This is a genomic window from Erythrobacter sp. SCSIO 43205, assembly GCF_019904235.1.
Classification (GTDB): domain Bacteria; phylum Pseudomonadota; class Alphaproteobacteria; order Sphingomonadales; family Sphingomonadaceae; genus Erythrobacter.
On the sequence record NZ_CP063202.1, the window covers coordinates 516,157 to 540,797 of the forward strand.

Annotated in this window: 17 protein-coding genes; 6 read left to right on the forward strand and 11 right to left on the reverse strand. The window is 58.2% G+C overall.

What is annotated here, in order from left to right; all coding sequences use genetic code 11:
• Positions 1-24: 24 nt before the first annotated feature.
• A complete protein-coding gene (locus INR77_RS02565; protein WP_223073370.1) occupies positions 25-1,839 on the reverse strand; it encodes an aminopeptidase P family protein in 1,815 nt (604 codons plus the stop codon).
• Positions 1,840-1,963: 124 nt separating this feature from the next.
• Between INR77_RS02565 and INR77_RS02570 the strand changes: the two genes are divergently transcribed.
• Positions 1,964-4,156, forward strand: coding sequence for a S9 family peptidase (locus tag INR77_RS02570; RefSeq protein ID WP_223072388.1), 2,193 nt, complete (start codon positions 1,964-1,966; stop codon positions 4,154-4,156).
• 138 nt (positions 4,157-4,294) lie between these two features.
• Complete coding sequence (locus INR77_RS02575) at positions 4,295-4,693, forward strand: thioesterase family protein (protein ID WP_223072389.1); 399 nt, start codon at positions 4,295-4,297, stop codon at positions 4,691-4,693.
• A 39-nt stretch (positions 4,694-4,732) separates the two neighbouring features.
• On the opposite strand, the gene INR77_RS02580 is transcribed toward INR77_RS02575, so the two are convergent.
• The 5 genes from INR77_RS02580 to INR77_RS02600 form a co-directional block, all read right to left on the reverse strand.
• Positions 4,733-5,587 (reverse strand): GGDEF domain-containing protein, encoded by an 855-nt coding sequence (locus INR77_RS02580; protein ID WP_223072390.1) that lies wholly within the window; start codon positions 5,585-5,587, stop codon positions 4,733-4,735.
• 146 nt (positions 5,588-5,733) lie between these two features.
• On the reverse strand, positions 5,734-6,525 hold the full coding sequence (locus INR77_RS02585; RefSeq protein ID WP_223072391.1) for a nucleotidyltransferase family protein: 792 nt from the start codon (positions 6,523-6,525) through the stop codon (positions 5,734-5,736).
• A 62-nt stretch (positions 6,526-6,587) separates the two neighbouring features.
• Entirely contained in the window at positions 6,588-7,988 is a 1,401-nt protein-coding gene (locus INR77_RS02590; RefSeq protein WP_223072392.1) for an MmgE/PrpD family protein, read from the reverse strand.
• Between the two features lie 12 nt (positions 7,989-8,000).
• Positions 8,001-10,403, reverse strand: a complete 2,403-nt coding sequence (locus INR77_RS02595) for a DNA translocase FtsK 4TM domain-containing protein (protein ID WP_223072393.1) — start codon at positions 10,401-10,403, stop codon at positions 8,001-8,003.
• 60 nt (positions 10,404-10,463) lie between these two features.
• Entirely contained in the window at positions 10,464-11,012 is a 549-nt protein-coding gene (locus INR77_RS02600; protein WP_255573881.1) for a thiamine phosphate synthase, read from the reverse strand.
• A gap of 23 nt (positions 11,013-11,035) precedes the next feature.
• On the opposite strand from INR77_RS02600, the gene INR77_RS02605 reads away from it, so the two are divergent.
• Both INR77_RS02605 and INR77_RS02610 read left to right on the forward strand, forming a co-directional pair.
• A complete protein-coding gene (locus INR77_RS02605; RefSeq protein ID WP_223072394.1) occupies positions 11,036-11,698 on the forward strand; it encodes a YggS family pyridoxal phosphate-dependent enzyme in 663 nt (220 codons plus the stop codon).
• A complete protein-coding gene (locus INR77_RS02610; RefSeq protein ID WP_223072395.1) occupies positions 11,698-12,147 on the forward strand; it encodes a hypothetical protein in 450 nt (149 codons plus the stop codon). Before INR77_RS02605 ends, INR77_RS02610 begins: the two co-directional genes overlap by 1 nt.
• A 95-nt stretch (positions 12,148-12,242) precedes the next feature.
• On the opposite strand, the gene INR77_RS02615 is transcribed toward INR77_RS02610, so the two are convergent.
• From INR77_RS02615 to INR77_RS02625, 3 genes are all read right to left on the reverse strand, one after another.
• A complete protein-coding gene (locus INR77_RS02615; protein WP_223072396.1) occupies positions 12,243-14,540 on the reverse strand; it encodes a TonB-dependent receptor in 2,298 nt (765 codons plus the stop codon).
• 136 nt (positions 14,541-14,676) lie between these two features.
• Entirely contained in the window at positions 14,677-17,451 is a 2,775-nt protein-coding gene (locus INR77_RS02620) for a [protein-PII] uridylyltransferase (protein WP_223072397.1), read from the reverse strand.
• Positions 17,452-17,484: 33 nt separating this feature from the next.
• On the reverse strand, positions 17,485-19,203 hold the full coding sequence (locus INR77_RS02625) for a class I adenylate-forming enzyme family protein (RefSeq protein ID WP_223072398.1): 1,719 nt from the start codon (positions 19,201-19,203) through the stop codon (positions 17,485-17,487).
• 242 nt (positions 19,204-19,445) lie between these two features.
• Here INR77_RS02625 and lgt point away from each other — a divergent pair, with 242 nt between their 5' ends.
• Positions 19,446-20,354, forward strand: coding sequence for a prolipoprotein diacylglyceryl transferase (lgt, locus tag INR77_RS02630; RefSeq protein ID WP_255573882.1), 909 nt, complete (start codon positions 19,446-19,448; stop codon positions 20,352-20,354).
• Positions 20,258-22,162: a class I SAM-dependent methyltransferase gene (locus tag INR77_RS16000; RefSeq protein ID WP_370632270.1), complete on the forward strand. Its 1,905-nt coding sequence runs from the start codon at positions 20,258-20,260 to the stop codon at positions 22,160-22,162. Before lgt ends, INR77_RS16000 begins: the two co-directional genes overlap by 97 nt.
• A 130-nt stretch (positions 22,163-22,292) precedes the next feature.
• Here INR77_RS16000 and INR77_RS02640 read toward each other — a convergent pair whose 3' ends face one another.
• Together INR77_RS02640 and INR77_RS02645 are read right to left on the reverse strand one after the other, a co-directional pair.
• Positions 22,293-23,831: an ABC transporter permease/substrate-binding protein gene (locus tag INR77_RS02640; protein ID WP_223072399.1), complete on the reverse strand. Its 1,539-nt coding sequence runs from the start codon at positions 23,829-23,831 to the stop codon at positions 22,293-22,295.
• On the reverse strand, positions 23,828-24,616 hold the full coding sequence (locus tag INR77_RS02645) for an ATP-binding cassette domain-containing protein (RefSeq protein ID WP_223072400.1): 789 nt from the start codon (positions 24,614-24,616) through the stop codon (positions 23,828-23,830). Before INR77_RS02645 ends, INR77_RS02640 begins: the two co-directional genes overlap by 4 nt.
• Positions 24,617-24,641: the final 25 nt, after the last annotated feature.

Here is a 24,641-nt window from a genome sequence, read left to right on the forward strand (position 1 = left end):
ACATTTGTGTCGGCGCAATCAGCTTCAAAGCGGCTGCGTCTCGCGCTCGACCCACGCCAGATCCTCGCCCTCAAGCTGAGGCGCAAGCAGCGCGCGGGTTTTCGCATGATAGTCATCGACCCATGCAATCTCGCTTTTCGTAAGCAGGCTCTTGTCGATCAAGCGTCGATCGAGTGGCACCCATGTCAGGCAATCAAAGCCAAGGTAACGCCCTTCCGCGCCTTCAATCTCGCGCTCGACCGTGAGCACGAGGTTTTCGATCCGGATGCCGAATGCGTCCTGCTTGTAATAGCCCGGCTCGTTCGAAAAGATCATCCCTGCATGGATTTCCTGAGACGTGCCCGCTTGGCCCCCAGAGGGCTTGGCGATGCGCTGCGGCCCTTCGTGGACTGAGAGGAAACTGCCAACGCCGTGGCCTGTGCCGTGGCCATAATCCACGCCCGCTTCCCAAAGATATTGCCGCGCAAGCACGTCAATCTGCCCGCCATTGGTGCCTTGCGGGAAGACCGCGCGGTCGATCTGGATGTGGCCCTTGAGAACGCGGGTGAAGCGGTCGCGCATTTCTGCAGTTGGTGCGCTCCCTTCCGGCGTATCAATCCAGATGGTGCGGGTGATGTCGGTGGTGCCGTCTTCATACTGACCGCCTGAATCAACCAGATAGATCGAGCCGGGGGGGACAGGGATATTGCTGTCTTCGTCCACCTTGTAGTGGGGAAGCGCCGCGTGACCTGCGGCAGCAGAGATCGAGGGGAAGGACAAATCGCGCAATGGGCCAGCTTCGCGCCGGAAAGCTTCGAGCTTGGCGGCAGCCGAAAGCTCATCGACCGTGCCCTTAGGCGCGTTGACTTCCATCCATCGAAGAAAACGCGCAACCGCTGCGCCATCGCGCGCCTGTGCATCGCGGTGGCCTTTGATCTCAACCGGGTTCTTGATCGCTTTGGGGAGAATGGTGGGGTCTTGTTTGAAGGCGAATTTCGCGCCTCCTGCACGAAGCCCCTGCGCAATGCCGACCACGCCGTAATTGGGGTCGATGCTCACCCGTTTGCCCGAATATTCGCCGAGCGCGCTCGTGAATTCGTCTCGGTTGCGGATGGTCACCGCATTGCCCAGATGCTGGGTGAGTTCGCTTGTCACCTTTTCAGGCGCAATGAAGAGCTCTGCCGTGCCGTCCCTTTTCGCGATCACATAGGAAAGCGCGACGGGCGTGTTGCTGACATCGGACCCACGAATATTGAGCAGCCATGCAATCGAATCGAGCGCGGTAATGACGGTGGCATCCAGCCCCTCATCGCACAACCAATCTGCGACTTCAGCCCGCTTATCCGCCGAAGCGCGCCCGGTCAGTTCATCGGGTTGAACCACCGCGACAGCATCGGATGGCGCAGGCTGATCGGACCACACCGCGTCCAACGGATTGCTGTCAGCGGGCACCATCTCAACGCCTTTGCCTTCGAGCGCCTTTTCCAGGGCCTCGACCCAGCTCCACGTATGCAGCCACGGGTCATAGGCAATCTTCGCCCCTTCCTCGCACACATCGACAAGCCAATCGCTCAACGAATCGCCCGGAATAGAGCGGTATTCGAAGAGCTTGCCATCGACCTGATCGCGCACCTGCACGGTGTAGCGACCGTCGACGAAAATCGCGGCGTGCGTCAGCGTAACACAGGCAAAACCTGCCGAGCCCCCAAATCCGGTGAGCCATTTGAGACGCTGGGCATAGTCGCCCACATATTCGCTCATATGCTCATCGGAAATCGGAATCACGAAGCCATCCAGCTTGCGCCGCTTCAATTCCTCACGCAGAGCTTTGAGGCGCGCTTCGTGGGTTTGCATCAGCATTGGATTGGCTCCTGAATAATCGGCGAAGGTCTTGCTCCGCACTGGTGTCTCTTTACAAGCGCTCTACATAGGCTTGAGGTCCGCCGCTTTCCAGCGCAGCCTTTATTCTCACGAGGAGATCCCCATGTCGCAATTCTTGCGATCAGTCCTTACCTGTGCTGCGGCCTGCGCCCTTTTGGCAAGCAGTCCAGCCACCGCCAACACTCACAAGGATGAGCGCTCAGTGCCCGAAAACACCGCTGCCACTCCCCCCATCGCCGAAAAACGCGAGCACAGCTACACCCACCACGGGATTACGATTTCCGATCCGTATGACTGGCTTTACGACAAGTCCTATCCCACCATCGATGATGAGGACGTGCTTGATTATGTGAAAGCTGAAAACGCCTATTTCGAGGCGAAGATGGCGGGTCAGGAAGAGCTCACTGAGGCGTTGTTCAAAGAGATGCGCGCGCGGATCAAGGAAGACGATTCGACCGTCCCACAGCGCAATGGCGACTATCTTTACTGGTCCGAGTTTGAAGAGGGCGCGCAATATCGCAAGCACTATCGCAAACCTGTAGCAGGCGGTGAGCCGCAGCTGATCCTCGACCAGAACGAACTTGCCGAGGGGCTTGAATATTTCCGCCTGGGCGCTTTGAGCGTGAGCAAAAACGGGCGCTATCTCGCCTATTCCACCGACACCAATGGATCGGAACGTTACACGGCTAGAATCAAGGATCTGGAGACAGGCGAGCTTCTTTCCGACGAACTCACCGGGCTTCGCGGCGGGATCACCTGGGTCGCTAATGACACGGGCCTGGTTTACACGCCTTCAACCGAGGAATGGCGCAGTCTTGAGATCAAGCTGCACACCATTGGCGAGCCTAACGACAGCGATGTCACACTCTACCTTGAGGGTGACCAAAGCTTCAGCGTTGGCGCGGGGCTATCGGCGCAAGAAGATTATCTCATCATTGCGACCGGCGACAATGAGACGAGCGAAGTGCGCTTTGTTTCGGCTGACAACCCGACCGGCGAGCTCACTCTGGTGAAACCGCGACAAAAGGGTGTCGAATACAACATCGACATTCGTGAAGGTGAGCTTTGGGTGTGGTCCAATGACGAGCACATCAACTTCCGCCTTGCGAAAGCGGACTTGGCAACGCCGGGTGAGTGGGAAACGGTGATCGCTGGCTCCAACGATTTCTACCTCACCGATTTCGATCTGTTTGAGACGTTCTTTGTCACCGAAGGGCGTTTGAACGGCCTCGATCAGGTGCAAATCCGTCGCTACGACGCGCCGCTCGAAATCGAGCCGATCAGCTTTCCGGAGGCAAGCTATGACGCAGGCCTCACCTACAACCCCGAATACGATCAAACCGTGCTGCGCCTTTCCTATGAAAGCATGGTCACGCCCGACACGGTCTATGACTATGACGTGACGGCAAAGACGCTGACCACGCTGAAGACACAGGAAATCCCGAGCGGCTACGACGCATCGCAATATGTGACCGAACGCGTTGAGATCGAAGCGCGCGATGGGACGATGGTTCCGGTCAGCATTGTGATGCGCAAGGACCGCGAGGAAATCTTGAAGAAAGCCGGGATCGAGGGTCCGGGTCCGCTGCACCTCTATGCTTACGGCGCTTACGGCTATGCCGTGCCGCCGGGTTTCTCGACCACGCGGCTTAGCCTTGTTGATCGCGGTTTCGCCTATGCGATTGCGCATATCAGGGGCGGCGATGACTTGGGGCGGCGCTGGTATCTTCAAGGCAAGATGTTCGAGCGCACCAACACCTTCAACGACTTCGTCGATGCAGGGCGTGGGCTCATAAAGCGTGGCTACACCGCCGAGGGCATGGTGACAGCCTCGGGCGGTTCGGCAGGCGGCGAGTTGATGGGGGCGATCATTAACCAAGACCCCAAGCAATATGGCGCAATCGTTGCCCATGTACCCTTTGTTGACGTACTCAACACCATGCTCAACGAGGACCTGCCGCTGACGCCGGGCGAATGGCAGGAATGGGGTAATCCGATCACGAGCAAAGAGAGCTTTGCCTATATCCTTTCCTACAGCCCCTATGATCAGGTGAAGGCACAGGATTATCCGCCCATGCTGGTCACCGCCGGCCTGAACGACCCGCGCGTTACCTACTGGGAGCCCGCCAAATGGGTCGCAAAGCTGCGCGACACCAAAACGGACGACAATCTGCTGCTTCTCAAGACCAACATGGGCGCAGGGCATGGCGGTCAGTCGGGTCGCTGGAACAGCTTGAAGGAGACGGCGGAAGAATACGCCTTTATCCTGTGGCAAATGGGAATGGCCGGTGAGTAGCACGCATCCCCTCCCGCCCGCGGGAGGGGCAGCGAGACTTGCAAGCGTGCTTGCTAGTCGCAGCGGGGTGGGCCTGTTCGAGAGCCCGGTTTTTTCCTCGCCCACCCCTAACCCCTCCCGCAAGCGGGAGGGGAACACGTGAACAAGTTCACCAAGACCTTCACAGCCGAGCCTCATCATATCGATGAGCTCGGCCATGTGAACAATTCGGTCTGGGTCCAGTGGATTCAAGACATGGCCACCGCGCATTGGTCTGCGGTGGCTGATCCGCTGCATCAAGAGCAGTTCTTCTGGGTCGTGATCCGCCACGAGATCGACTATCGCGGCAATATAGCTGAAGGCGAGAACGCGACTGGCACGACCTACATCCCCGGCGATGCCAAGGGCGCAAAATCGGTGCGCGTGGTCGAATTCACCGATGCCAATGGAAAACCGCTGGTCACCGCCAAAACCACTTGGGCAATGCTCGACAAGGAAAGCGGAAGGTTAGCGCGCGTGCGGCCAGAAGTGCTCGCACCCTTCCGCCAAAGCGAATAGGCGAGCCTCTCACTCGAATTGCTTGACGCTCGTGCCGAATTACGCGGCTTTCTGGCTCTCACATTCGGACGCAATTTTTTGCGCAGATCCACGGCTGGGCGGAGCATTGTTGAACACCGTCAAACGCTCAAAACAGGTGCGGTTGCGGCCCGATGCTTTCGCATTGTACAAAAGCTGATCCGCGCGCCGATAAAGCTCTTTGAAGCTGAAGACACCGTGGCCGGTGCGTGGCAATTCGATCAGCCCCATGCTTGCGGTGACAGGTTCTTCCAATACAGGCACAGCACGCGCGATTTTCAGCGGCAGTGTCTCGCGCAAGGCTTCGGCGCGAAAATACGCATCTTGACCGCGCAAAAGAACGACAAATTCCTCCCCGCCAAGGCGCATCGCAAGATAGTCCCGCTGCTCGCTCCCGCGAAGCGCATCGCCGCAAGCGACAAGCACATCATCGCCGACCTGATGGCCGTAACGATCATTGACACCCTTGAACTGGTCAAGATCGATAAGCGCAAAAGTATCAAAGCCCTGGCTGCGCAATGTCTCGAAGCGTTCCTCAACCACGCGGCGGTTCAACAGCCCGGTCAGCGGGTCGCGCTCGGTCAAAGCTTGCAGCGAGGCGACTTCTTCCCAGGCCGCGTCTCTTTCACAGTGCACGACCCAAAGCCGCCGCGCGATAAACAGGCATAGCCCGATAGCAAGCACGGTTGTGATAATGAAGAATGCGCTTGGCGAGGCAGCAGGGGCAGCAGGTGCGGCAGAGCCCGCCGCTGACCCGGTGCTGGCCAGAAGCTGGACTTGTGCCAGAATCTGAGCCTGAGCTGGAAAAGCGAGAATTGCACCCGCCAGGGCGGCAGAGCCCAAGGCAGCTGGTTTGAAGATTTGTTCCCATTGCATGAGCTGCTTATAGCAACCGACTGGTTACTAGGCTCTTAAGTGAAAACACTCCAAATCGGAGCAAAACAGCGTAGAAATAAAGTCTTGTAACAATCGCAGGCCGCTGTTCGTAAGTCGCTTCAAGTAAAAGTGACTTACAGCCAGATCTAAGCCGCGCCGCGCCGCTTTTTGAGGATCGCCTCGGTCCGGGCAAAGTCGCCCGGATTATCGACATCAATCGGCGCATCGGCAAAGGGCATCCGCACCACTTTCACTTCCACGCCCCAGCGCTTGGCGAGGTGGGCAGCCATGCCGTCGATTGTTGCGAGGGCAAATTTGTACATCAGCATAAAGCGAAGCCCGAACGCTTTAAGAATGCGGCGGGGTTGCTTGCCGAACTGGCCGCCGGTTTCAAACACCTTCGCGGCTGCGACGGCATCGGCGGACGTGGCAGCATACAGATTGCAGCTTGACCAGCCGCCGTCTTTCAATTCGTGAAACGCGCGTTTGCCATCGGGATAAGCTTCGAGAATGGTCGCAGCAGACGTCATTGCCACCGAAACCTGCGCGCCGGAACTCAGCGTCTCTGCGCAGAAATGGTCGAACATTTCCGAGGTGTGCAGCGCGTTGTCACCGGTCGAAACCACCAGCGGATAGGCGTTGGGGATGGTGTTCGCGGCGTGTTCGATGCTGGCAAAGAGATTTTCGCCAGCGGCCACGAAGTGCAACCGGCCTGCTTCCATCATCTCGTTGAGGTAGGGAACGCCTCGCATCAGCTCTTCGCTCTCAATCGAGACGTAGATGTCGCCTGCATGACGACTTTCAGCGATTTCGCGCACCACCCGCTGGAGCATGACTTCGCCGTCGAGCTCGACGAGGCATTTGTGGCTCACATTCTGGAGCTTGGCGACCGCATCTTGAGGCCCTGCACGACTTGCGGCGAGGACCAGAGCGGTCACTTTTGTTTGTGCTGAGTTAGTGTTTTGAGAAGTGGCGGCCATGACTACCCTAAAGCGCGCGTTTACATTTGCGTTGAGGCCATCAATTGGCGGCAAGGCTTGTCCGGGTCAAGGTTTGCAAGTTCTTCGAGCAAACTGTCCGGGGTAAAGCCGCGAGCGCTCGCAAGGCAGGTTTCGAGCTTTTGCCACAATTGTTCATCAGACATCGGGTGCGCTTTACTACCCACAGGCATTGCGTGATGGCTTTCAAAGTTGCGCCCATCTTTAAGAGTGAGATGGACCTGCGTCGGAAAATCGCTTTCGAGCTTCTCGACATAGTCCTTGGTGATGAGCGGCATCAGCGCGCGCACCTGTGGCCGGTGGATCGCCTCAGGCTCATAATCGTCAAGTCCCACATCGCCAGAATAAAGCGCGGCAGCAAGGCTGTATTCGAGGCTGAACTTTGCTTGTGCAGGCGTTTGCGGGTTTTCGTGCATCAGATTGCGCAAGTGAGCGGCAGGCGCAGCGATATGGACGTTCTCGACCATGTCGGCGCTGAAATCGTGGCTCTGCATCAACGCGATAAGTCCGTCGAGCGCTCGGTGAAGGCTACCACAATTGGGGAAGCGTTTAATCTTGAGGCCATGCTCCAAGATGTGGAGCGGTTCGCCCACCTCGTCTGCATCAAAACGCATGGTCTGGCCGTGCTCCGCCTTGCCTTCCATTGAGGCAGCAAGCTCCTCCACATCGGGTCCAACCATAAGCGTGCGAAGGCCTGTTGGCCCCTCAAGTGTCCCGGTACCAGCGGTGATCCCGCCCCGCGCCATCAGTGCCGCTTGCACACCGCCGCTCGCCGCGAGCCCTGCGTGAATGGGCTTGGTGTCAGAGCCGAACTGACTCATAAATCCGCCCGCGAGGCTGGTTGAAAGCGAGATTGCATGGGCGGCCTTTTCGGCATCGAGGCGCAGCAATCGCGCACAGCCAGCGGCCGCGCCAATTGCGCCCATCGTGCCCGTTGCGTGCCAGCCACGGCTGCGGTGAAACGGGTTCACCCCCTGACCGACACGCCCCATGATCTGAAGGCCGACGATGTAGCCATCGAAGACATCGCCAATTGGTGCATCCTCGGCCTCTGCAAGTGCGAGGAGGGCTGGGATCAATACCGCCGAGGAGTGCGCCTTAGCCGGATCAAAGTTGTCATCGAAATCGAGCGCGTGGGCACAGGTGCCGTTGAACAAGGCTGCACCCGGCGCAGACAAGCTTTCGCTGCGGGCGACCGCTGTCGAAGGCCCGCTGCCCCACGTCTTGACCACTGGCCAAAGCTTGCTCGGCGCACTGTCGGCGGCTCCCGGCACCATACACGCGAGCGTGTCGATCAGCGACCGTTTGGCGATATGGAGCGCATCTTGCGGCCAATCCCTCGCAGTTTGGGCTACCCAGCAGGCGTAGGCGTTGAGAGCGTTTGAAGTGTGCGTTTCGGACATATCCGGCCCGATCTAGATCGGATTGCCATCCTGGTCGCGGAAAATCTCACGCCGGCCCACATGGTTCGCAGGGCCAACCAACCCCTCGCTCTCCATCCGTTCAATCCACTTGGCAGCAGTGTTGTAGCCCACGCCCATCTGACGCTGGAGCCATGAGCCTGACGCTTTCTGGTTTTCGATCACGATCTGACACGCTTGGCGATATTTGCGCTCGTCCGGATTATCGGACGCGGTAAAGTCGTCCTCGAAATTGAGGCCGCCACCGTCTTCTGGTTCCTCGGTCACGGCATCGACATATTCAGGTGCGCCTTGCGCCCTCCAGAAATCGGCGACCGCCTCAACCTCGTCATCGCTGACAAATGGCCCGTGAACGCGCACAGTTGCCCCGGTGTTGGGCTTGTAAAGCATATCACCCTTGCCAAGCAGCTGTTCAGAGCCTTGCTCACCCAAAATGGTGCGACTGTCGATGCGGCTCGTGACTTTAAAGCTGATGCGGGTGGGCAGGTTCGCCTTAATCACGCCGGTGATCACATCGACCGATGGGCGCTGCGTCGCCATGATCAAGTGGATGCCAGCCGCGCGTGATTTTTGCGAAAGTCGCTGGATCAGGATTTCAATTTCCTTGCCCACGGTGACCATAAGGTCGGCAAGCTCATCGACGATCAGAACGATCTGCGGCAGGGGTTCGTAATCGAGCTGTTCTTCTTCATAAAGCTGCTCGCCCGTATCAGGATCAAACCCGGTCTGCACGCGCCTTCCCAAAGGCTTGCCCTTGGCGATCGCATTACGCACTTTTTCGTTGAAGCCGGACAGGTTGCGCGAATTGATCGAGCTCATCATCCGATAGCGACGCTCCATCTCCTCAACCGCCCATTTCAGCGCGCGCACCGATTTGTGGGGCTCTGTCACCACCGGGGAGAGAAGGTGGGGGATGTCGTCGTATGTCTTTAGCTCAAGCACCTTGGGATCAATCAGGATCAGGCGGCATTCCTCAGGCGTAAAGCGGTAGAGCAGCGACATGAGGATACAGTTGAGCCCCACCGATTTACCCGAACCCGTGGTGCCTGCGACAAGCAGGTGAGGCATGGCGGCAAGGTCCGCGACAATTGGCTCGCCCGCAATGTCTTTACCCAGAATGATCGGAAGTGCGCCCTTGTGATCGACAAAGTCCGCGCACTCAGCAAGCTCTTTCAGGGCCACCATCTGGCGGTCTTTATTGGGCAGTTCGATGCCCATGACTGTCTTGCCAGGGATGGGAGAGACACGCGCAGAAATCGCGCTCATATTGCGGGCAATGTCTTCGGCCAAACCCACAACGCGGCTCGCCTTGATGCCGGGCGCAGGCTCCAGCTCATACATGGTGACAACCGGGCCGGTTCGCACGGCGGTGATCTCGCCCTTGACGTTAAAATCATCGAGCACATTTTCAAGCAGACGCGCGTTGCGTTCGAGAGCCAGCTTGTCGAGCTTTGGCGCGTTATCCTCCGGCGGGTCGGCAAGCAGATCAAGGCTTGGCAATTCGAAGGTCGCGAACATATCGCGCTGGTTCTTTTTCGTTGCCGGATTGGCGCGCTTGGGCGGTGCGGACGGGTCGGTGATCTCAGGCGAACGGCGCGGGGCGGGTTCTTCCTTGGGCTCCGCCTTTGCCTGACGGCGCGCTTTGCTTGCCGGGGCGGCAATGGCGTCTTCTTCTTCTTCATCGAAGGACTGCGCTGGCTCCTTCGGCGCGAGGAACGGCAGGCGCGCGGCCAGAGTGCTGCCGATTGAGGAATTGGTGACGAAATTCGGCAGCGTGAGAAGCGCGCGCCAATCAATCGCGAAGATGCGGGTGAGTAGGACTGTACCGCCAGCAAGGCACAGAAGCGCGGCGCCAAGGGTGATCCATCCGGAAAGCCCTTCGCCAAAGCGCGAGGCCACGGCCTCAATTCCGCTCGCGCCCAATAGCCCCGATACACCGCCCAATTGCGCTGGCAGCGATCCAGCTGAAGTGTCGAAAGCAAGCGCCAGAACCGTGCCTAAAAGCACCATTGCGATGAGGAGAAGTCCGGCTGGCAGCCACCAGCGCGTGCGCTCGCCTTCCTCGGTGTCAAGCTCCACCGCGCGCCACAATTTTCGCGCCGAAATGTAAAGCAGCGGCAGGAGCAACACGCCTGGCAATCCAAAGGCGAACAGCACCCGGTCTGCTGCCCATGCGCCCCAGCTGCCCATCCAATTGCTGACCTGAGAAGGATCGGCTGCGGTCGATGGGCTTGGGTCGGTTTGAGTATAGCTGGCCAGCGCGAGGCCTAAGAACATCATCGCAAGCAATAGCCCACCAGCGCCCGTCATCTGGGCGGCGCGGCGAATGCTGCGGCGAAGGCCGATGCGCCAGTCTGCTGGAGTGGGTTTACGGGTGCTCACTGCGCGGGTCGCCATGGGGCGCTCCATAATCTGCGGGTGGATAAGAACACACCATGAATCCTCGTGGGACTCCGGTCAAGCCAAGAGAGGTGAGCTGAGCCCATCAATTGCGGCCCATCGCGGCCATTGTAGGGTCCGGGCGCGCTGCGCGGTCATACCACCAAGAGCAATCACCGGAACACGTGATTGCGATGCGAGAAGGCGAAAACGCGATGGTCCAAGCACTCTGCCACCGGGATGAGAACGCGTGGCAAATATGGGGGAAAGCAACACTGCGTCCGCTCCCAATCGGTTAGCCAAGCCCAATTCATTCAGATCATGTGCGGTGGCCAAGTGCAGCAATCCAGCGCGCCGGGGCCAGAGCGAGCGCGGGCTTGCGTAAATCCCATCCGCGCCCCACTCCTTTGCCGTGATTGCACTGTCGGAGAGGATCACGGTGTGGCCATAAGCCTTGGCAACCCGGCGCAGCTCGCGGAACCGTTCCCACCGTTCAGGATCAGGCAGGTGATAGTGGCGGTAGATAAAGCCGCTTTTTCGCGGCAGGCGTTTTAAGGTCGCCTCAAGTTCCGCATCATTGCGCTCGTCAGAGATCAGCCAGATCAAGGGAAGAGTTGAGTTTCGCACGCGCCCGCTATAGCGGCACTCCCATGGAAAGTGCAGCCGACAAACTCGCCGAAGTGCGCGAAAACATCGCCCGTATGTGCAAACCTGCGCGGCGCAAGCCCGAAGAGGTGACTTTGATCGCGGTCAGCAAGACGCATCCTGCCGAACGCATCACCCCACTGCTTGAGGCAGGGCACCGCGTCTTCGGCGAAAACCGCGTGCAGGAGGCAGCTGACAAATGGCCTGACCTTCGCGAGCAGTATGCTGGTGTAGAGCTCCACCTCATCGGCCAGCTGCAATCGAACAAGGCCGAGGAAGCGGTGGAATTGTTTGATGTGATCCACTCACTCGACCGGCCAAGTCTGCTGAAAGCTCTCGCCAAGGCGATGGACAAGGCGGGCCGCCGAGTGCCTTGCTTCGTTCAGGTCAATATCGGTGATGAAGAGCAAAAGGGCGGCTGTTCAATCGCCGATTTGCCCGCCTTCCTTGAGCAAGTGCGCGCCGCCGACATTCCCGTCGCGGGCCTTATGTGCCTGCCGCCTTCCGGCATCGAGCCAGCGCCCTTCTTCGCCTTTCTCGCAAAGCTTGCGAAAGACAATGGGGTAGAGGGCCTCTCGATGGGGATGAGCGGCGATTATGAAACCGCGGTGCAAATGGGCGCGACCCATGTGCGGGTGGGCACGGCTCTGTTCGGCGCGCGCGGGTAGTGGAAGGCCCTCAAGCCTTCATTGAACGCTGGCGTCCTGTGCTCGAAAGCGGGGCGCTGGTGAAATTCGCTTATGGCCCGCGAGGGAGCCAAGGCGGCAATCATTGCGAGGTCGCTGACCAGCTTGTCGCTACGCTTGGCCTTAAACAGATCGGCTTCAATTGGGAGCTCCTCGATGCGAGCGCCCCGGAAGACGCGCCACGTTCGGGTAAGAGCGAGCTTGTGAAAGCGCTCACCCAAAACCTCGCCAATCCCAGCCAGCCTTGGCTGAGCGAGGTGAACGCGCGCGAGTGCGCCGACGAATTTCTCAGCCTCTTCGACCCAGCTAGCTTCACGCTTGTCTCCAACCGCTACGATGGCCTGTGGAACCCTATCGCTGGCGGATCGACCGAGTGGGGGTTTGTCGGATTTGACAACAGCTTGAGCGTCCTGCTGCTTTTGGCGGAATAGCTTTCGAGCTTTCGAGCTTTCTCAAAACACAACAAAAAAGGGGCGCCGCCGTTTCCGACGAGCGCCCCTTTCGCGTTTGAGTTATCGAGTGAGACTTAGAACTCGAACAGAGCCTCAACCCCCACGTTGCGACCACGCTGCAGCGGCGAGAACGTGCCCGCAGTTGGGTTGTTTGCAAACGGTACGCGTTGGCCAGAGCTCAACGGCCCGCCGAACGGCAGTTGGGTGTCGCCGCCCACTTGCACTTCGTCGAACAGGTTGCGGCCATAGAGCGAGAAGCTCAGGCCATCGACTGGCGTGTTCCACGTGATGTTGGCTTCAAGATTGACGATATCCTGAACAAAACCAAGGTTGTCATCGGTGTAAGCGAACTCGTCGCGAGCCTGAAGGTTCACGCGGGTGACGATGTCGCTGTTCCCGAGAAACAGTTCGTGGATGAAGCCAACGCCCCATGTGAATTTGGGTACACGTGGCAGGCGGAGATCCAGATCGTCGTCATTGATGACGCCATCGCCAGAAATGTCGAAGACGACCTCGTCATAGCTTGCATCGATGATGCCGACGTTGGCTGTAACAATCAGATTGTCATCAAGCCGCATTCGTGCCTCGCCCTCGATCCCGGCGATGGTTGCATCGGCGGTGTTGAGGATGTTTTGAACAACACCAGAGCCAGGGTCAGCGAGGTTCACTTCGCGCTGCATATCCTGAATCTTGGTAATGTAAGCGGCAACGTTCAACGTGAACGCGCGATCGACTGACTGGAATTTACCGCCGATTTCAAAGTTATCGACCTGCTCTTCGTCGAAGAACAAAGTTCCGGTCGCAGCCACCGCGCGGTCAAAAACCGGCACGTTGGTGATGCGGAAGTTGTAACCGCCTGAACGGAAACCGCGGGTCCAGTGGCCATAGACCTGGCTGTCGTTGAACTCATACTGAAGGCCAAGTTTCGGTGACAGGTTGCGGAAGCGAACAGTGTCCGTGAAGCCATTGCCTTCAGTCGGAATGAACGGGTTGGTGCCCGTGGTTGGGCAAGTTTCTTCAACTACTGAACATTCAGGACGCGGACGAATATACGTGACATCTGCGTCTTTCGTCTCCTGGCTCCAACGAAGGCCAGCGATGATCGAAAGCGCATCGGTTACGAAGAACTGGCCGTTTGCAAAAACGCCGAGCACTTCGTGATCCTGACGGCCACCGCCAAAGAAACGAGGCGCGTTGATGATGCGGCGCGATTCGTCATAGGCAAGCGATTGGTCGAAGTAGAAACCACCCACGGTCAGGTCGAAAGCACTGGTCGAAACCGCATAGCGCAGTTCGTTCGAAATCTGGTCCTGATCGGTGATCGTGTCCGAATGGAAGAGCGGCAGGGTCGTTGCGTCAATATCCGCATCGGTTGCCGCGCTGTAATCGCGATAGCCGAAGATATTGGTGAGCGTGCCCGGGCCGATGTCCCACTCAGCGGTCAGCGAGGTGGTGACGATCTCGGTGTCGTAAAAACCGCGGTTGTCGATCGCGAAATCGAAGCTGTTGCGATCAAAAATGCCGCGGTTCTGACCGTTTGGACCATCGCCATTGGAATCGAAATAGTCGACCTTACCCGTCAGCGTCAGGTCACCAAGACGCGCTTCAAGAGCGCCGCGCAGGATGTAGGTTTCAGCCTGGCTGAAGTTTGAATCATCAAACAGGTTTTTGAAATAGCCACGGTCATTGTTGTAATAACCGGCGACTTTGAACAGCAGTTTGTCTTCGATGATCGGGCCGGACAGAACGCCTGATACGGTGTAGTTTTCACCACCGCGACCACCATCAACAGGGCCATCAACAGCTGCGCGGAATTTGCCACGGAAGTCTTCGGTCGGGTTGCTGGTGTTGAGGACAACCGCGCCGCCTGTCACGTTGCGGCCGAACAGAACGCCTTGGGGTCCGCGCAGGATTTCAACGCTTTCAAGGTCGAAGATGTCGAATACGACGCCGCCATTGATGCCGAGGTAAACGCCATCCACAAACACGCCAACGGTGGGGTCGATTGAGGGGATCGACGAGTTGATACCAAGGCCACGGATCGAGAAGTTCGCGGTGCCGCGGCTTGTGCCCACTTGGTCAAGCGACACGTTTGGCGCTTGGAAAGTCAGGCCTTGAACATCGCGCACCTTGAACGCTTCGAGCGTGTCGGTGTTGAAAGCGGTGACTGCGAGAGGCACGTCCTGAACGTTTTCGGGGTCTTGTGTCTTCGTGCCGGTGACAACGATGTTACCGATCGCATCAAGGGAGCTTGCGCGCTCTTGCTCTTCCTGGTCGGGGGTTGTGGTGTCTTGAGCAAAAGCAGCGGTAGGGGCCAGCATCATGCCGGCACCCAAAAATGCCAAAGCACGAAGCGAGGTGAGGGAATGCATAAATCTATCTCTCCGTATTTAGGTTCTATTTGTGAAACCCATTTAGGGGCGGCGGGCCCATTACAACCCCTGCACGACGAAGACCACCCCAGAAGCGACGAAAGTTCAGATTTTCTGCGGTTCTCAGGCCGATTTTTTAGGCCTGCTCCAGCTCCAGCTGGCGTTCATCGCTCGCTGCGTCCAACAACGCAGTCTCGATTTCGGACAAACGCTGAGGCGTTGTCACCTTAGAGCCGGTGAGGTCGGTGACATAGAACGTATCCGCTGCGCTCTCGCCATATGCTGTGATGTGCGCCGATTGGACGATCAGATTGCAGCGGAAAAGCGTATGGGCGAGGCGATTGAGAAGCGCCGGGCGATCCCTTGCGGTGACCTCGATGACGGTGAAGTGGTTGGACGCCTCATTGTCGAAATTGACCGTGGGCGAAACTGTAAAGGTCTTGGCGCGAGAATGGGGCAATGGCCGCGCGGCGAGCTTGGGGACAAGCTCAATCTTGTCCAAAAGAGCATCGCGGATGGCATTCTTGAGACGTTCGATCTGATTGGCCTCGCGAAATGGCGCGGCCTTGATGTCCTGAACAAGGAAATTGTCAAACGCATAGCCATTCATCGCGGTGTGGATCCGGGCATCAATGATGTTGGCCCCTGCCAGATGAATACCGCCAGCGACCCTGTAAAACAGGCCAGGGTGATCGGCTGCGATGACACTTACCAAAGTGGCGCCGCGTTCTTCATCGACTTCGCAATGGATTGAAAGGTGATCGCCGATCTCGCGTGCGACAGAATATTGCACGAGGTTTTTTGCGATGATGTCTTCAGGTTCGGCTATCCAATAGGCATCCGCCAGAAGATCACCGACCTCATCGGTAAGATGGCTTCTATCGCCCAAAATCTCACGAACAGCATCTTTGCGCGCAGCCACCCGTTGAGCGCGCCCTGTGCGCTTGTGACCAAGCCGCAGCCGTTCTTGCGCTGCGTCATAAAGCTCACCGATCAGCTGACCCTTCCAGCTGTTCCACGTGCCGGGGCCAACCGCGCGGATGTCGACGCAGGTGAGGATAGCAAGATTGCGCAACCGCTCGACCGATTTCACCTCGGCGACGAAATCCTCGATCGTCTTGGGGTCAGTGAGATCGCGCTTTTGCGCGGTGGAACTCATCAAAAGATGTTGCAGGATCAACCACGCGACAAGCTCTGTTTCTTTCGCATCCAGCCCAAAACGCGGGCATAGATTGTGGGCAATATCAGCGCCGATAACCGAGTGATCGCCGCCGCGCCCCTTGCCAATATCGTGCAGCAGCACAGCCACAAACAGCGCGCGCCGCGAGGTAATTTTATGGATTTGCCTGGTTGCGCGAGGGTGATCCTTTTCAAGCTGGCCGCGCTCGATCTGGCTCAGGAGGCCGATGGCGCGGATTGTATGCTCATCAACGGTGTAGTGATGATACATATCGAACTGCATCTGCGCATTGACCCTGCCAAAATCGGGCACGAAGCGACCAAAGACACCCGCCTCGTTCATCCACCTCAGAGCGCTTTCAGGGTCTTTGCGTCCGCACAAAAGATCAAGAAACAGCGCATTGGCGCGGGCATCTTCGCGAATATCCTTGTCGATCAGCTTTGCATCGCGATCCGCCTGACGCATGGTGTCGGGGTGAACCTCAACGCCTTCGGCTTCGGCGATCTGGAACACTTCGATCAGGCGCACAGGGTCCTCAGCAAACCAATCGTCGCCCGGCGCTCTGATCCGTCCGCCTTCGATGCGGTAACCTTTGAGGGTGCGCGGCTTGGCTTTCCATCCGGCGAAGAAACCGCTAGCCACACTCTTTTTGGCGAAAGTGGCCTCAAGCTGAGACAAGAATATCCCTGTGAGGTGGCCCACCCGTTTTGCCTGCATGAAATAATATTGCATGAAGCGCTCAACCGCGCTTTTGCCGGGACGATCGGCAAAATTCATCGCCTCTGCCACCTGGCGTTGCAAATCGAAGGTCAGCCGGTCTTCGGCGCGTCCCGTGATCGTGTGCATATGACAGCGCACCGCGAGCAGGAACCCTTCGGCGCGGCGGAAACTGCGATATTCTGATTTCGTGAAAAGGCCCATTTCGACCAATTCCTGCGCGCTTTCGACGCGGTGCATGAATTTGCCGATCCAGTATAAGGTCTGAAGATCGCGCAAGCCGCCTTTGCCCTCTTTCACATTAGGCTCCACCACATAGCGGCTGTCGCCCATGCGCTTGTGGCGTGCGTCGCGTTCTTCAAGCTTTTCGGCGTGGAACTCACGTTCTTTGCCGCGTACGATCTCTGACCAGAACCGCTGGCGCAGCTCTTCGTAAAGGGCCTGATCTCCCCATATCAGCCGCGCTTCCAAAAGGGCGGTGCGGATCGTCAGATCCTCTTTCGCCATGCGCATCGTGTCGCTGATGGTGCGGCTGGAATGGCCGACCTTAAGGCCCAGATCCCAGAACAGATACAGCATCGCCTCAATCACCTGCTCGCACCAAGGCGAGCGTTTCATCGGGGTGATAAAGGCGATGTCCACATCGGAATGGGGCGCCATTTCGGCGCGGCCATATCCGCCCACTGCAAGGACGGAAAGCCGCTCTGCCGTCGTGCGATTGGCGAGCGGAAAGACATGGGTGACGACATAGTCATAGATCACCCGGACCAGCTGGTCAGTGAGAAACGCATAGCCAAGCGTGATCTCATGGCCAGCCGATGGCTTGTCCTTGAGGCGCTGTTCAAGTTCTGCGTGCCCGGCCTCCAAAGCGCGCTTTAACTCAGCAAGTACATACGTGCGCGACTTCTCGCCAAATTCATCAACAAGCCCATCGACTACAGCTGTAATCGATCGCCTGTCGAAAATCGCCCGCTGGCGCGGCACGCGGCGACTGGATGATGACCAGTAGCTCATGCGCCGCGCCCCATTGGGCAAGATGGGCGGGGATCAAGCAGCAGTGAGCTGCTCAGTGTATTGCGCGCGCAAAAGCTTCTTGTCGATCTTTTGCGTTCCAAGGCGGGGAAGAGCTTCATCAACAACCCAGATATGCTCTTCCAGCGGAACCTTGAAGGGGGCAATGCGAGAAAGCAGGAATTCACGCAGTTCACCCGCCGTTACCGGACCGCGTCCTTCTTTCACGTTGAAGACGCACGCGGGCACTTCGCCCATGCGTTCATCGGGCAGGCCAAAGACCGAACATTCAGCGATGTCATTGTGCGCGTAAATCGCGTCTTCGACCTCGATGCAGGTGATGTTTTCACCGCCACGGATGATGATGTCCTTCTTGCGATCGACGATGTAGAGATATTCGTCCTCGTCGAGATAGCCCAAGTCGCCGGTGCGGAAGAACTGGTCATCGGTAAAGGCGGCTTTGGTCGCTTCTTCATTGCGCCAATACCCACGGAAATTGGCAACCGAGCGGATGCAAACCTCGCCCACATCGCCTTGGGGGACAGGCTTGCCGTCATCATCAAGAATCCCGATTTCCACAAGCGGCCGGGACGCGCGCCCGGTTGAACCTGGCTTTGCGAGGTAGTTTTCGTTGAAATTGCCGCAACCAACCGCGTTTGTTTCAGTCAGGCCATAGCCCAATAGAGGGAAGCCTTCAGGGAAGGCCTCTTTGATGCGAGTCACGTGCTCAACCGGGCGCGGTGCACCGCCAGCGGCAAAGCTTTTGCACGCTGACAAGTCATATTGCTCGCGATCAGGGTGGGTTGCGATTTCATAGCTCATCAGCGGCACGCCGACGAAATATGTCACCTTCTCCTGAGCCATCAGCTGGATTGCGTGCAGCGCATCCCATTTGGGCATCAGAACCAGCTTGCGCCCGATTGCGAAGGATTGAAGGAACAAAGGAATTGCGCCCGTCACGTGGAACAGCGGCACTGCCACGAGAGCGCATGGTTGTGCGCTGACATCTTCGCCCTTCTGTTCCATCAACGCTTTGGCCATGGCGCTTTGCGCGACATAGTTCATAATGCCGGAAACAACGCCGCGATGGTCGGAATAGGCGCCTTTCGAATTGCCGGTGGAGCCGGAGGTGTAGAGGATGGTCGCCAGATCATCAGGGCCAAGCGAGCCGAGCATTTTCATCGCCGCTGAGGCTTCGAAGCTTTCCGGCACCTTCCAGACATTGGCAAGGCCTTGTGCCGGGGCGGTGTGCTCAATCATCACGATTTTTGCCGAGTGATCGGTGCCCTCAAGCCGCGCGGCGCGCCCATCATCGGCCAACACGATTTTGCATTCTGCCAAGCGGATGCCGTAAGCAAGCTCGTCACCGTTCCAAAAACCGTTAAGCAGCGTGGCACAACCGCCTGCCATGGTGATGCCCATAAAAGCGATCATCCAATTGGCTGAATTGCGCGCAGCGATCCCGATGCGGTCGCCGGTTTCAATGCCGTGATCTTCGACCAAACCCTCGGCAACGCACACAGCCGCCTGATAGGCCTCACCAAAAGTCAGCCGAATATCGCCATCGACGATGAACGGCACTTCCTTATGCTCATTACAGAAGTGGGCGAAGAAATGCGCCAGAGTGGGCGGTGCGGCCGTGAAGGCCGGCATTGATACGCCGCCGCGTTCAAACGGGCTTGTGTGGAATGGTTGCCCTTCCTGCGTCAGCGCGGTGATGATCGTCTCAAGTGCATTGTCCAGCTCGGTGGCCATGCGTCTCTCTCTCCTTATCTGCCTCGCGCTTTACGCGAGTGTCCCATATCGCGTGCCCCTGTGCCCACATTGCGCGCATTTCACAAGTACGTCAGATGGCAGAGCGTTCACACCGCTCTACCAATGACTTTCTCGCAAAGCCCTTTGCGCAGGAGGGCGCGGTGTGCCAAAAGCTGCGAAAATATCCCATGCCACTTTGGTATTCCGAGGTGGCTTATGAGTATCTCTAAGAGGTTCCCTTCGTGCTGTCACTACTTGCTGCGGGCGCTGGCTCGGTTGATCCGCTCTATTGGTCAGACCTGGGTATGCGGCCCTATCTGTTCGAGATCGGATCGTTCCAGCTGCGCTTTTATTCGCTCGCCTATTTGCTCGGCGTGATCTTTGCCTATTGGCACACGTCAAAGGCGATCAAGTCGCCCGGCGCACCGATGGCGCAGCGCCATGTCGATGACCTGTTCTTCTATTGCACGCTTGGCGTGATTTTGGGCGGGCGGCTTGGTTACGCAGCGTTTTACACCGGCGGCGATACCGGCATCCCTTCTGCCTTCACCGATTTTTCAGGCGACGGGCTGGTCAGCTGGAAGCTGCTCCGGATGTGGGATGGCGGCATGAGCTTTCACGGCGGTCTGATCGGCGTTGCGCTTGCGATGTTGTGGGTGTCGTGGCGCGGCAATCTCAATTTCCTGCGCGTGTGCGATTATGTTTCCGTAAGCGTGCCTATGGGCATGATGCTTGGGCGGCTTGCCAACTTTAACAACGGTGAGCTGTGGGGCCGCGTGACGGATGTGCCTTGGGCAATGGTGTTCCCCGACCCGCGCGCGGGTGAACTCGCCCGCCACCCAAGCCAGCTTTATCAAGCCGGGCTTGAAGGGTTGCTTTTGCTCATCATCATGATGCTGTTGTTCTGGAAAACCAATGCGCGTTTTCGCCCCGGTCTTTTGGTAGGCGTTTTCACCATGGGAATTGGTGCAGCGCGCTTCTTCAACGAATTTTTCCGCGAACCGGACACACAATTGGCTGACTTGGTGGTGCAAACTGGGCTATCCATGGGCCAATGGCTCAGCATTCCCTTGATAGTGACCGGATTGATTGTCGTAATTTACGCTGTGACCCGCAGGCCAGCGGGGACAGGGGCGGCCTCAGCAACCTAGGAAACCCGGGGCGCATCACGCTCACGGTTGAAAGGTGCACGACCCTCAAGCTGATTGAGCCTGATGGCGCTGAGACTATTGTGCCAGTGAATGATGATGCTGCTGCGCTTGCCGCAGCCGCGCAGGCGCAGGCGGAGGCTGAGGCAGAACTCAAAGCAAAACAGGAAGCTGAAGCACGGGCTAAAGCTGTTGCTGCTGAAGCAAAGGCGAAGCAGGAGGCTGAACGCAAAGAAGCTGAGCGGCAAGAAGCCGAGCGCAGGGCTAAAGCACAAGCCGAGGCGAAAGCTAAATTAGAAGCGCAAGCCAAAGCGAAACGCGAAGCAGAAGAGAAGGCGCAGCGCGAGGCTGAGGCAAAAGCCAAAGCGGAAGCTGAAGCCAAAGCGAAAGCCAAGGCAGAGGCGGAGAAAAAGGCCGCTGCCGAGGCAGAGCGCAAGGCAAGAGAAAGAGCCGAGGCAGAGCGCAAGGCAAGAGAAAAAGCCGAGGCGGAGCGCAAGGCGAAAGCAAAGGCCGAAGCGGACGCCAAGGCAAAGCGTGAGGCCGAAGCGAAGGCGAAGAAGGAAGCCGAAGCGAGAGCTAAGGCGGAGGCCGAGAAGAAGGCGAAGGAAGAAGCCAAGGCCAGGGATCTGGCGAGAAAGAAGGCTGAAGCAGAAGCCAAAAAGAAAGCGCTGGCTGAACAAAAAGCGAAGGAACGCGCTGAAGCCAAAGCCGCAAAAGAGGCCAAAGAAGCCGAGGCCAGGGCGGCTGCCGAAGCCGCCGAGAAAGCGGCCAATCTTGGCGACACCTTCCGCCGCCTTATCCGCGAAACCGGCCCGATCAGCCTCGCGCACTATATGGCAGAGAGCAACGCGCGCTATTACACCAGCCGCGATCCTTTAGGCGAAGAAGGCGACTTCATCACCGCACCCGAAGTCAGCCAGATGTTCGGGGAACTCATCGGCCTTTGGTTTGCCGATCTCTGGGTCAAAATGGGAGCGCGCAAACACATCCATTTTGTCGAGCTTGGACCCGGGCGCGGGACTTTATCGAAAGATGCACTGAGGGTCGCTGCGCGCTATGACTTCGCGCCAAAGCTTCACATGGTTGAAACCTCGCCCGCCTTGCGCAAACTTCAGCGTGAAGCTTTCCCTGATGTGATCCATCACGACGACCTTTCTACTCTTCCCGATGATGCGCCGCTTCTGATCGTCGGTAATGAATTTTTCGACGCGCTTCCCGTGCATCAGCTGATCCGTTCCGCCAATGGCTGGCATGAGCGGATGGTTGGGCTTGGCGAGAACGACGAATTCATCTTTGTGGCTGGCGATAAGCCGATGGATGCAATCGTCCCCAAAAGCTGGAAGAGCGCGAGTCAGGGTACGATGATTGAAACCAGCGCGGCGGCATCTGCTTTGATGCAAGAGGTTGCGACACGGCTCAAAAATCAGGGCGGAGCTGCGCTTTTCATCGATTATGGCCCGTTTGAACTGCGTTCAGGCTCCACTCTGCAGGCGTTAAAAGACCATAAGAAGGTCGATGTCTTCGCCCATCCGGGTCAGGCGGACCTCACCGCGCACGTCGATTTTGAAATGCTGAGCCAAGTGGCCAAGGCCAATGGCGCAGATGTCATGGGTGTCGAAATGCAGGGCGATTGGCTGCGCGCCATGGGCATTGATGTGCGTTTGGAGGCGCTGCAGATGAAGAACCCGAACGATGCGGCCAAGCTCAAGCGTCAATACGACCGCCTAGTCGATGATGCGCAAATGGGTACCTTGTTCAAGGTCATGGGACTGTGCGGCCGCCGCTGGCCCGATGGTGTTGGGTTTAGTTAAAGCGAGATTTATTTTGTGCACGCCCATCCGGGCGCGCTCCTCGCTAGACGTCCTTCCCCTGAAACAAGTTCAAAGTCCGGACCCGCTGCGGACGGGCGGTCGCCCTTGCGATTGCTTTGGCAATCGGGGCCTACAGCCCGATCTTGTCGGCCAACCGTTCAGCCGCGACCTCTGGCGTGACTTTCTCTTCATCTTCGCGATCGACCGAATAATTTGCCTCGCGCATCCACTCCACCGGGATAGCGCCCAGCAGTGGGGTAAGCGCTTCAAGAAGTACCTCGTCTTCGCTCACGCGCGGGGAGAGCATCACCATCGCATCGTAGCTGGGTAATGCCTCACGCGGGTCTTCGAGGATGACGAAGCGATCCACTGCCAACCGCCCGTCGGAGGTATAGGCGCTGATCGCGTCGGCCTCGCCAGATTTCAGCGCATTATACATGAAGGTGGGCGAGAAATTGCGCGTCTCCCCGACCCGCAAACCATAGGCATCGCGCACCGCTTTCCATTCAGGTCGCTCAAAAAATTCAGGATCGCCCCCGAATGTCAGCTGCGGCGCGATGGGGACGATGTCCTCAAGCGTCTTCGCGCCCAATTCCTCCGCCCGGTCAGCGCGCATCGCAAAGGCATAGGCGTTCTCAAATCCCAGGCGGCCCAGCACATGGATACCGGTGTTCGCGCGCTCCCATTGAACGATGGTTTCATACATCGCCTCGCGACCCGGATTGTCGGCGCGCTTCATCTCATTGGTCCAGATCGTGCCGGTATAGTCGACCGATATATCGACGCTGGAGGAGGCCACCGCGCTGTGCACCACAGCAGAGCCCAATCCGTCTCGATAGGCGACAGTAAAGCCCGCCTCTTCGAGCTGTGAGCCGATCAGGCGGGAAAGGATTAGATTTTCCGAAAACTGTTTTGAAGCGATGATGATCGTGTCCTCATCCTCGCCCCCGCCTTGCGCATAAAGCGCCGCGCCAAGGCCAAGTGCAACGCCTATCAGCCCTGCACCCCATTGCCATTTTCGTCGTTTGGCAAGGCCCCGCTCGACCGTTCCGAGAAGTGCATCGGCGGCCAAAGCAAGTCCGGCACTGGCAAGGCAACCTGCCACCACCAATGCCCAGTTTTGCGTTTGCAGCCCCGCAAAGATCGGGTCGCCCAATCCCGGCTGTCCGATAGTGGTCGAAAGCGTGGCTGCACCGATGGTCCAAACGCTCGCGGTGCGAATGCCCGCCATGATAAAAGGCGCGGACAAGGGCGCTTCGACAAGGCGCAATTTTTGCCAGCCGGTCATGCCCACACCGTCCGCCGCTTCCAGCAATTGCGGGTCGAGATTGGCCTGCGCGGTGACTGCGTTGCGCAAGATTGGAAGCAGCGCGTAGAGCGCCAAGGCAAGGAGCGCGGGCAAAAAGCCCAGCGTCGGCAAATCTTCTCCGAACACGGCGCGAAGGCTGAGCAAGATGGGAAAAAAGAGCGCCAGCAGAGCGAGCGCGGGAATGGTTTGCACAAGGCTGGCAAAGCCCAATGTGATGCGCGCAACGGTTGGTGAACGGCTGGCCCAGATCGCAAGCGGCAAGGCTACCAGAATGCCAAGCCCGATCGCGCTTGCTGACAGCACAATATGCGCTGCAAACTTGTCGCCAAGGCCCAGCATAATGTCGAAAATCTCGCTCATGGAGCATCACCCTCCATTCGCGCCAATCGCTCCGCCTGCGCGCGCGGGACCGCGACGAGGCTTTGCGCAATTTCGCCGCCTGCCCCGGCAAGGAGCGCTTGCGGGCTTTCGTCTGCGACAACCTCGCCTGCGCTCATCACCAACACGCGGTCTGCGAGAAGCAGCGCCTCGGCCATATCGTGCGTCACCATCACTGTCGTAAGGCCAAGTTTTACGTGAAGCTCGCGCACCTTTTCACCCAGCGCATCGCGGGTAATCGGGTCCAATGCGCCAAAGGGTTCATCCATGATGAGAATTTCCGGGTCGCCCGCCAGCGCCCGCGCGACGCCAACCCGCTGGCGCTGGCCTCCCGATAGCTCATCGGGCATACGGCTTGCCATATCGCGCTCAAGTTCGACCAGTTCGAGGAGTTCCTCGATCCGGGTACGGGCCAGCTTTTCGCCCGCCAGCCGCGGCCCCATCGCGATGTTTTCAGCCACGGTGTAATGCGGGAACAGACCGATCCCCTGAAAAACATACCCCACCCGGCGGCGCAATTGCGCTTGCGGGAGCGTGGTCACATCATCGCCCGCAAACAGCACGCGGCCCCCGGTGGGCTCCACCAGCGTATTGACCATTTTGAGAAGCGTCGATTTGCCCGATCCCGACGAGCCCACAAGCGCGACAAAACTGCCAGCCGTAATATCCAGCGTCACCCCGCCCACGGCCACAACCTCGCCGTAGCGGCGCTCAGCATTTTCAAACCGGATCAGCGCGCCGCTAGCGCTTTCATCGTGTGCAGACATGATTGGTAATTGCCGCCCCTTGTGC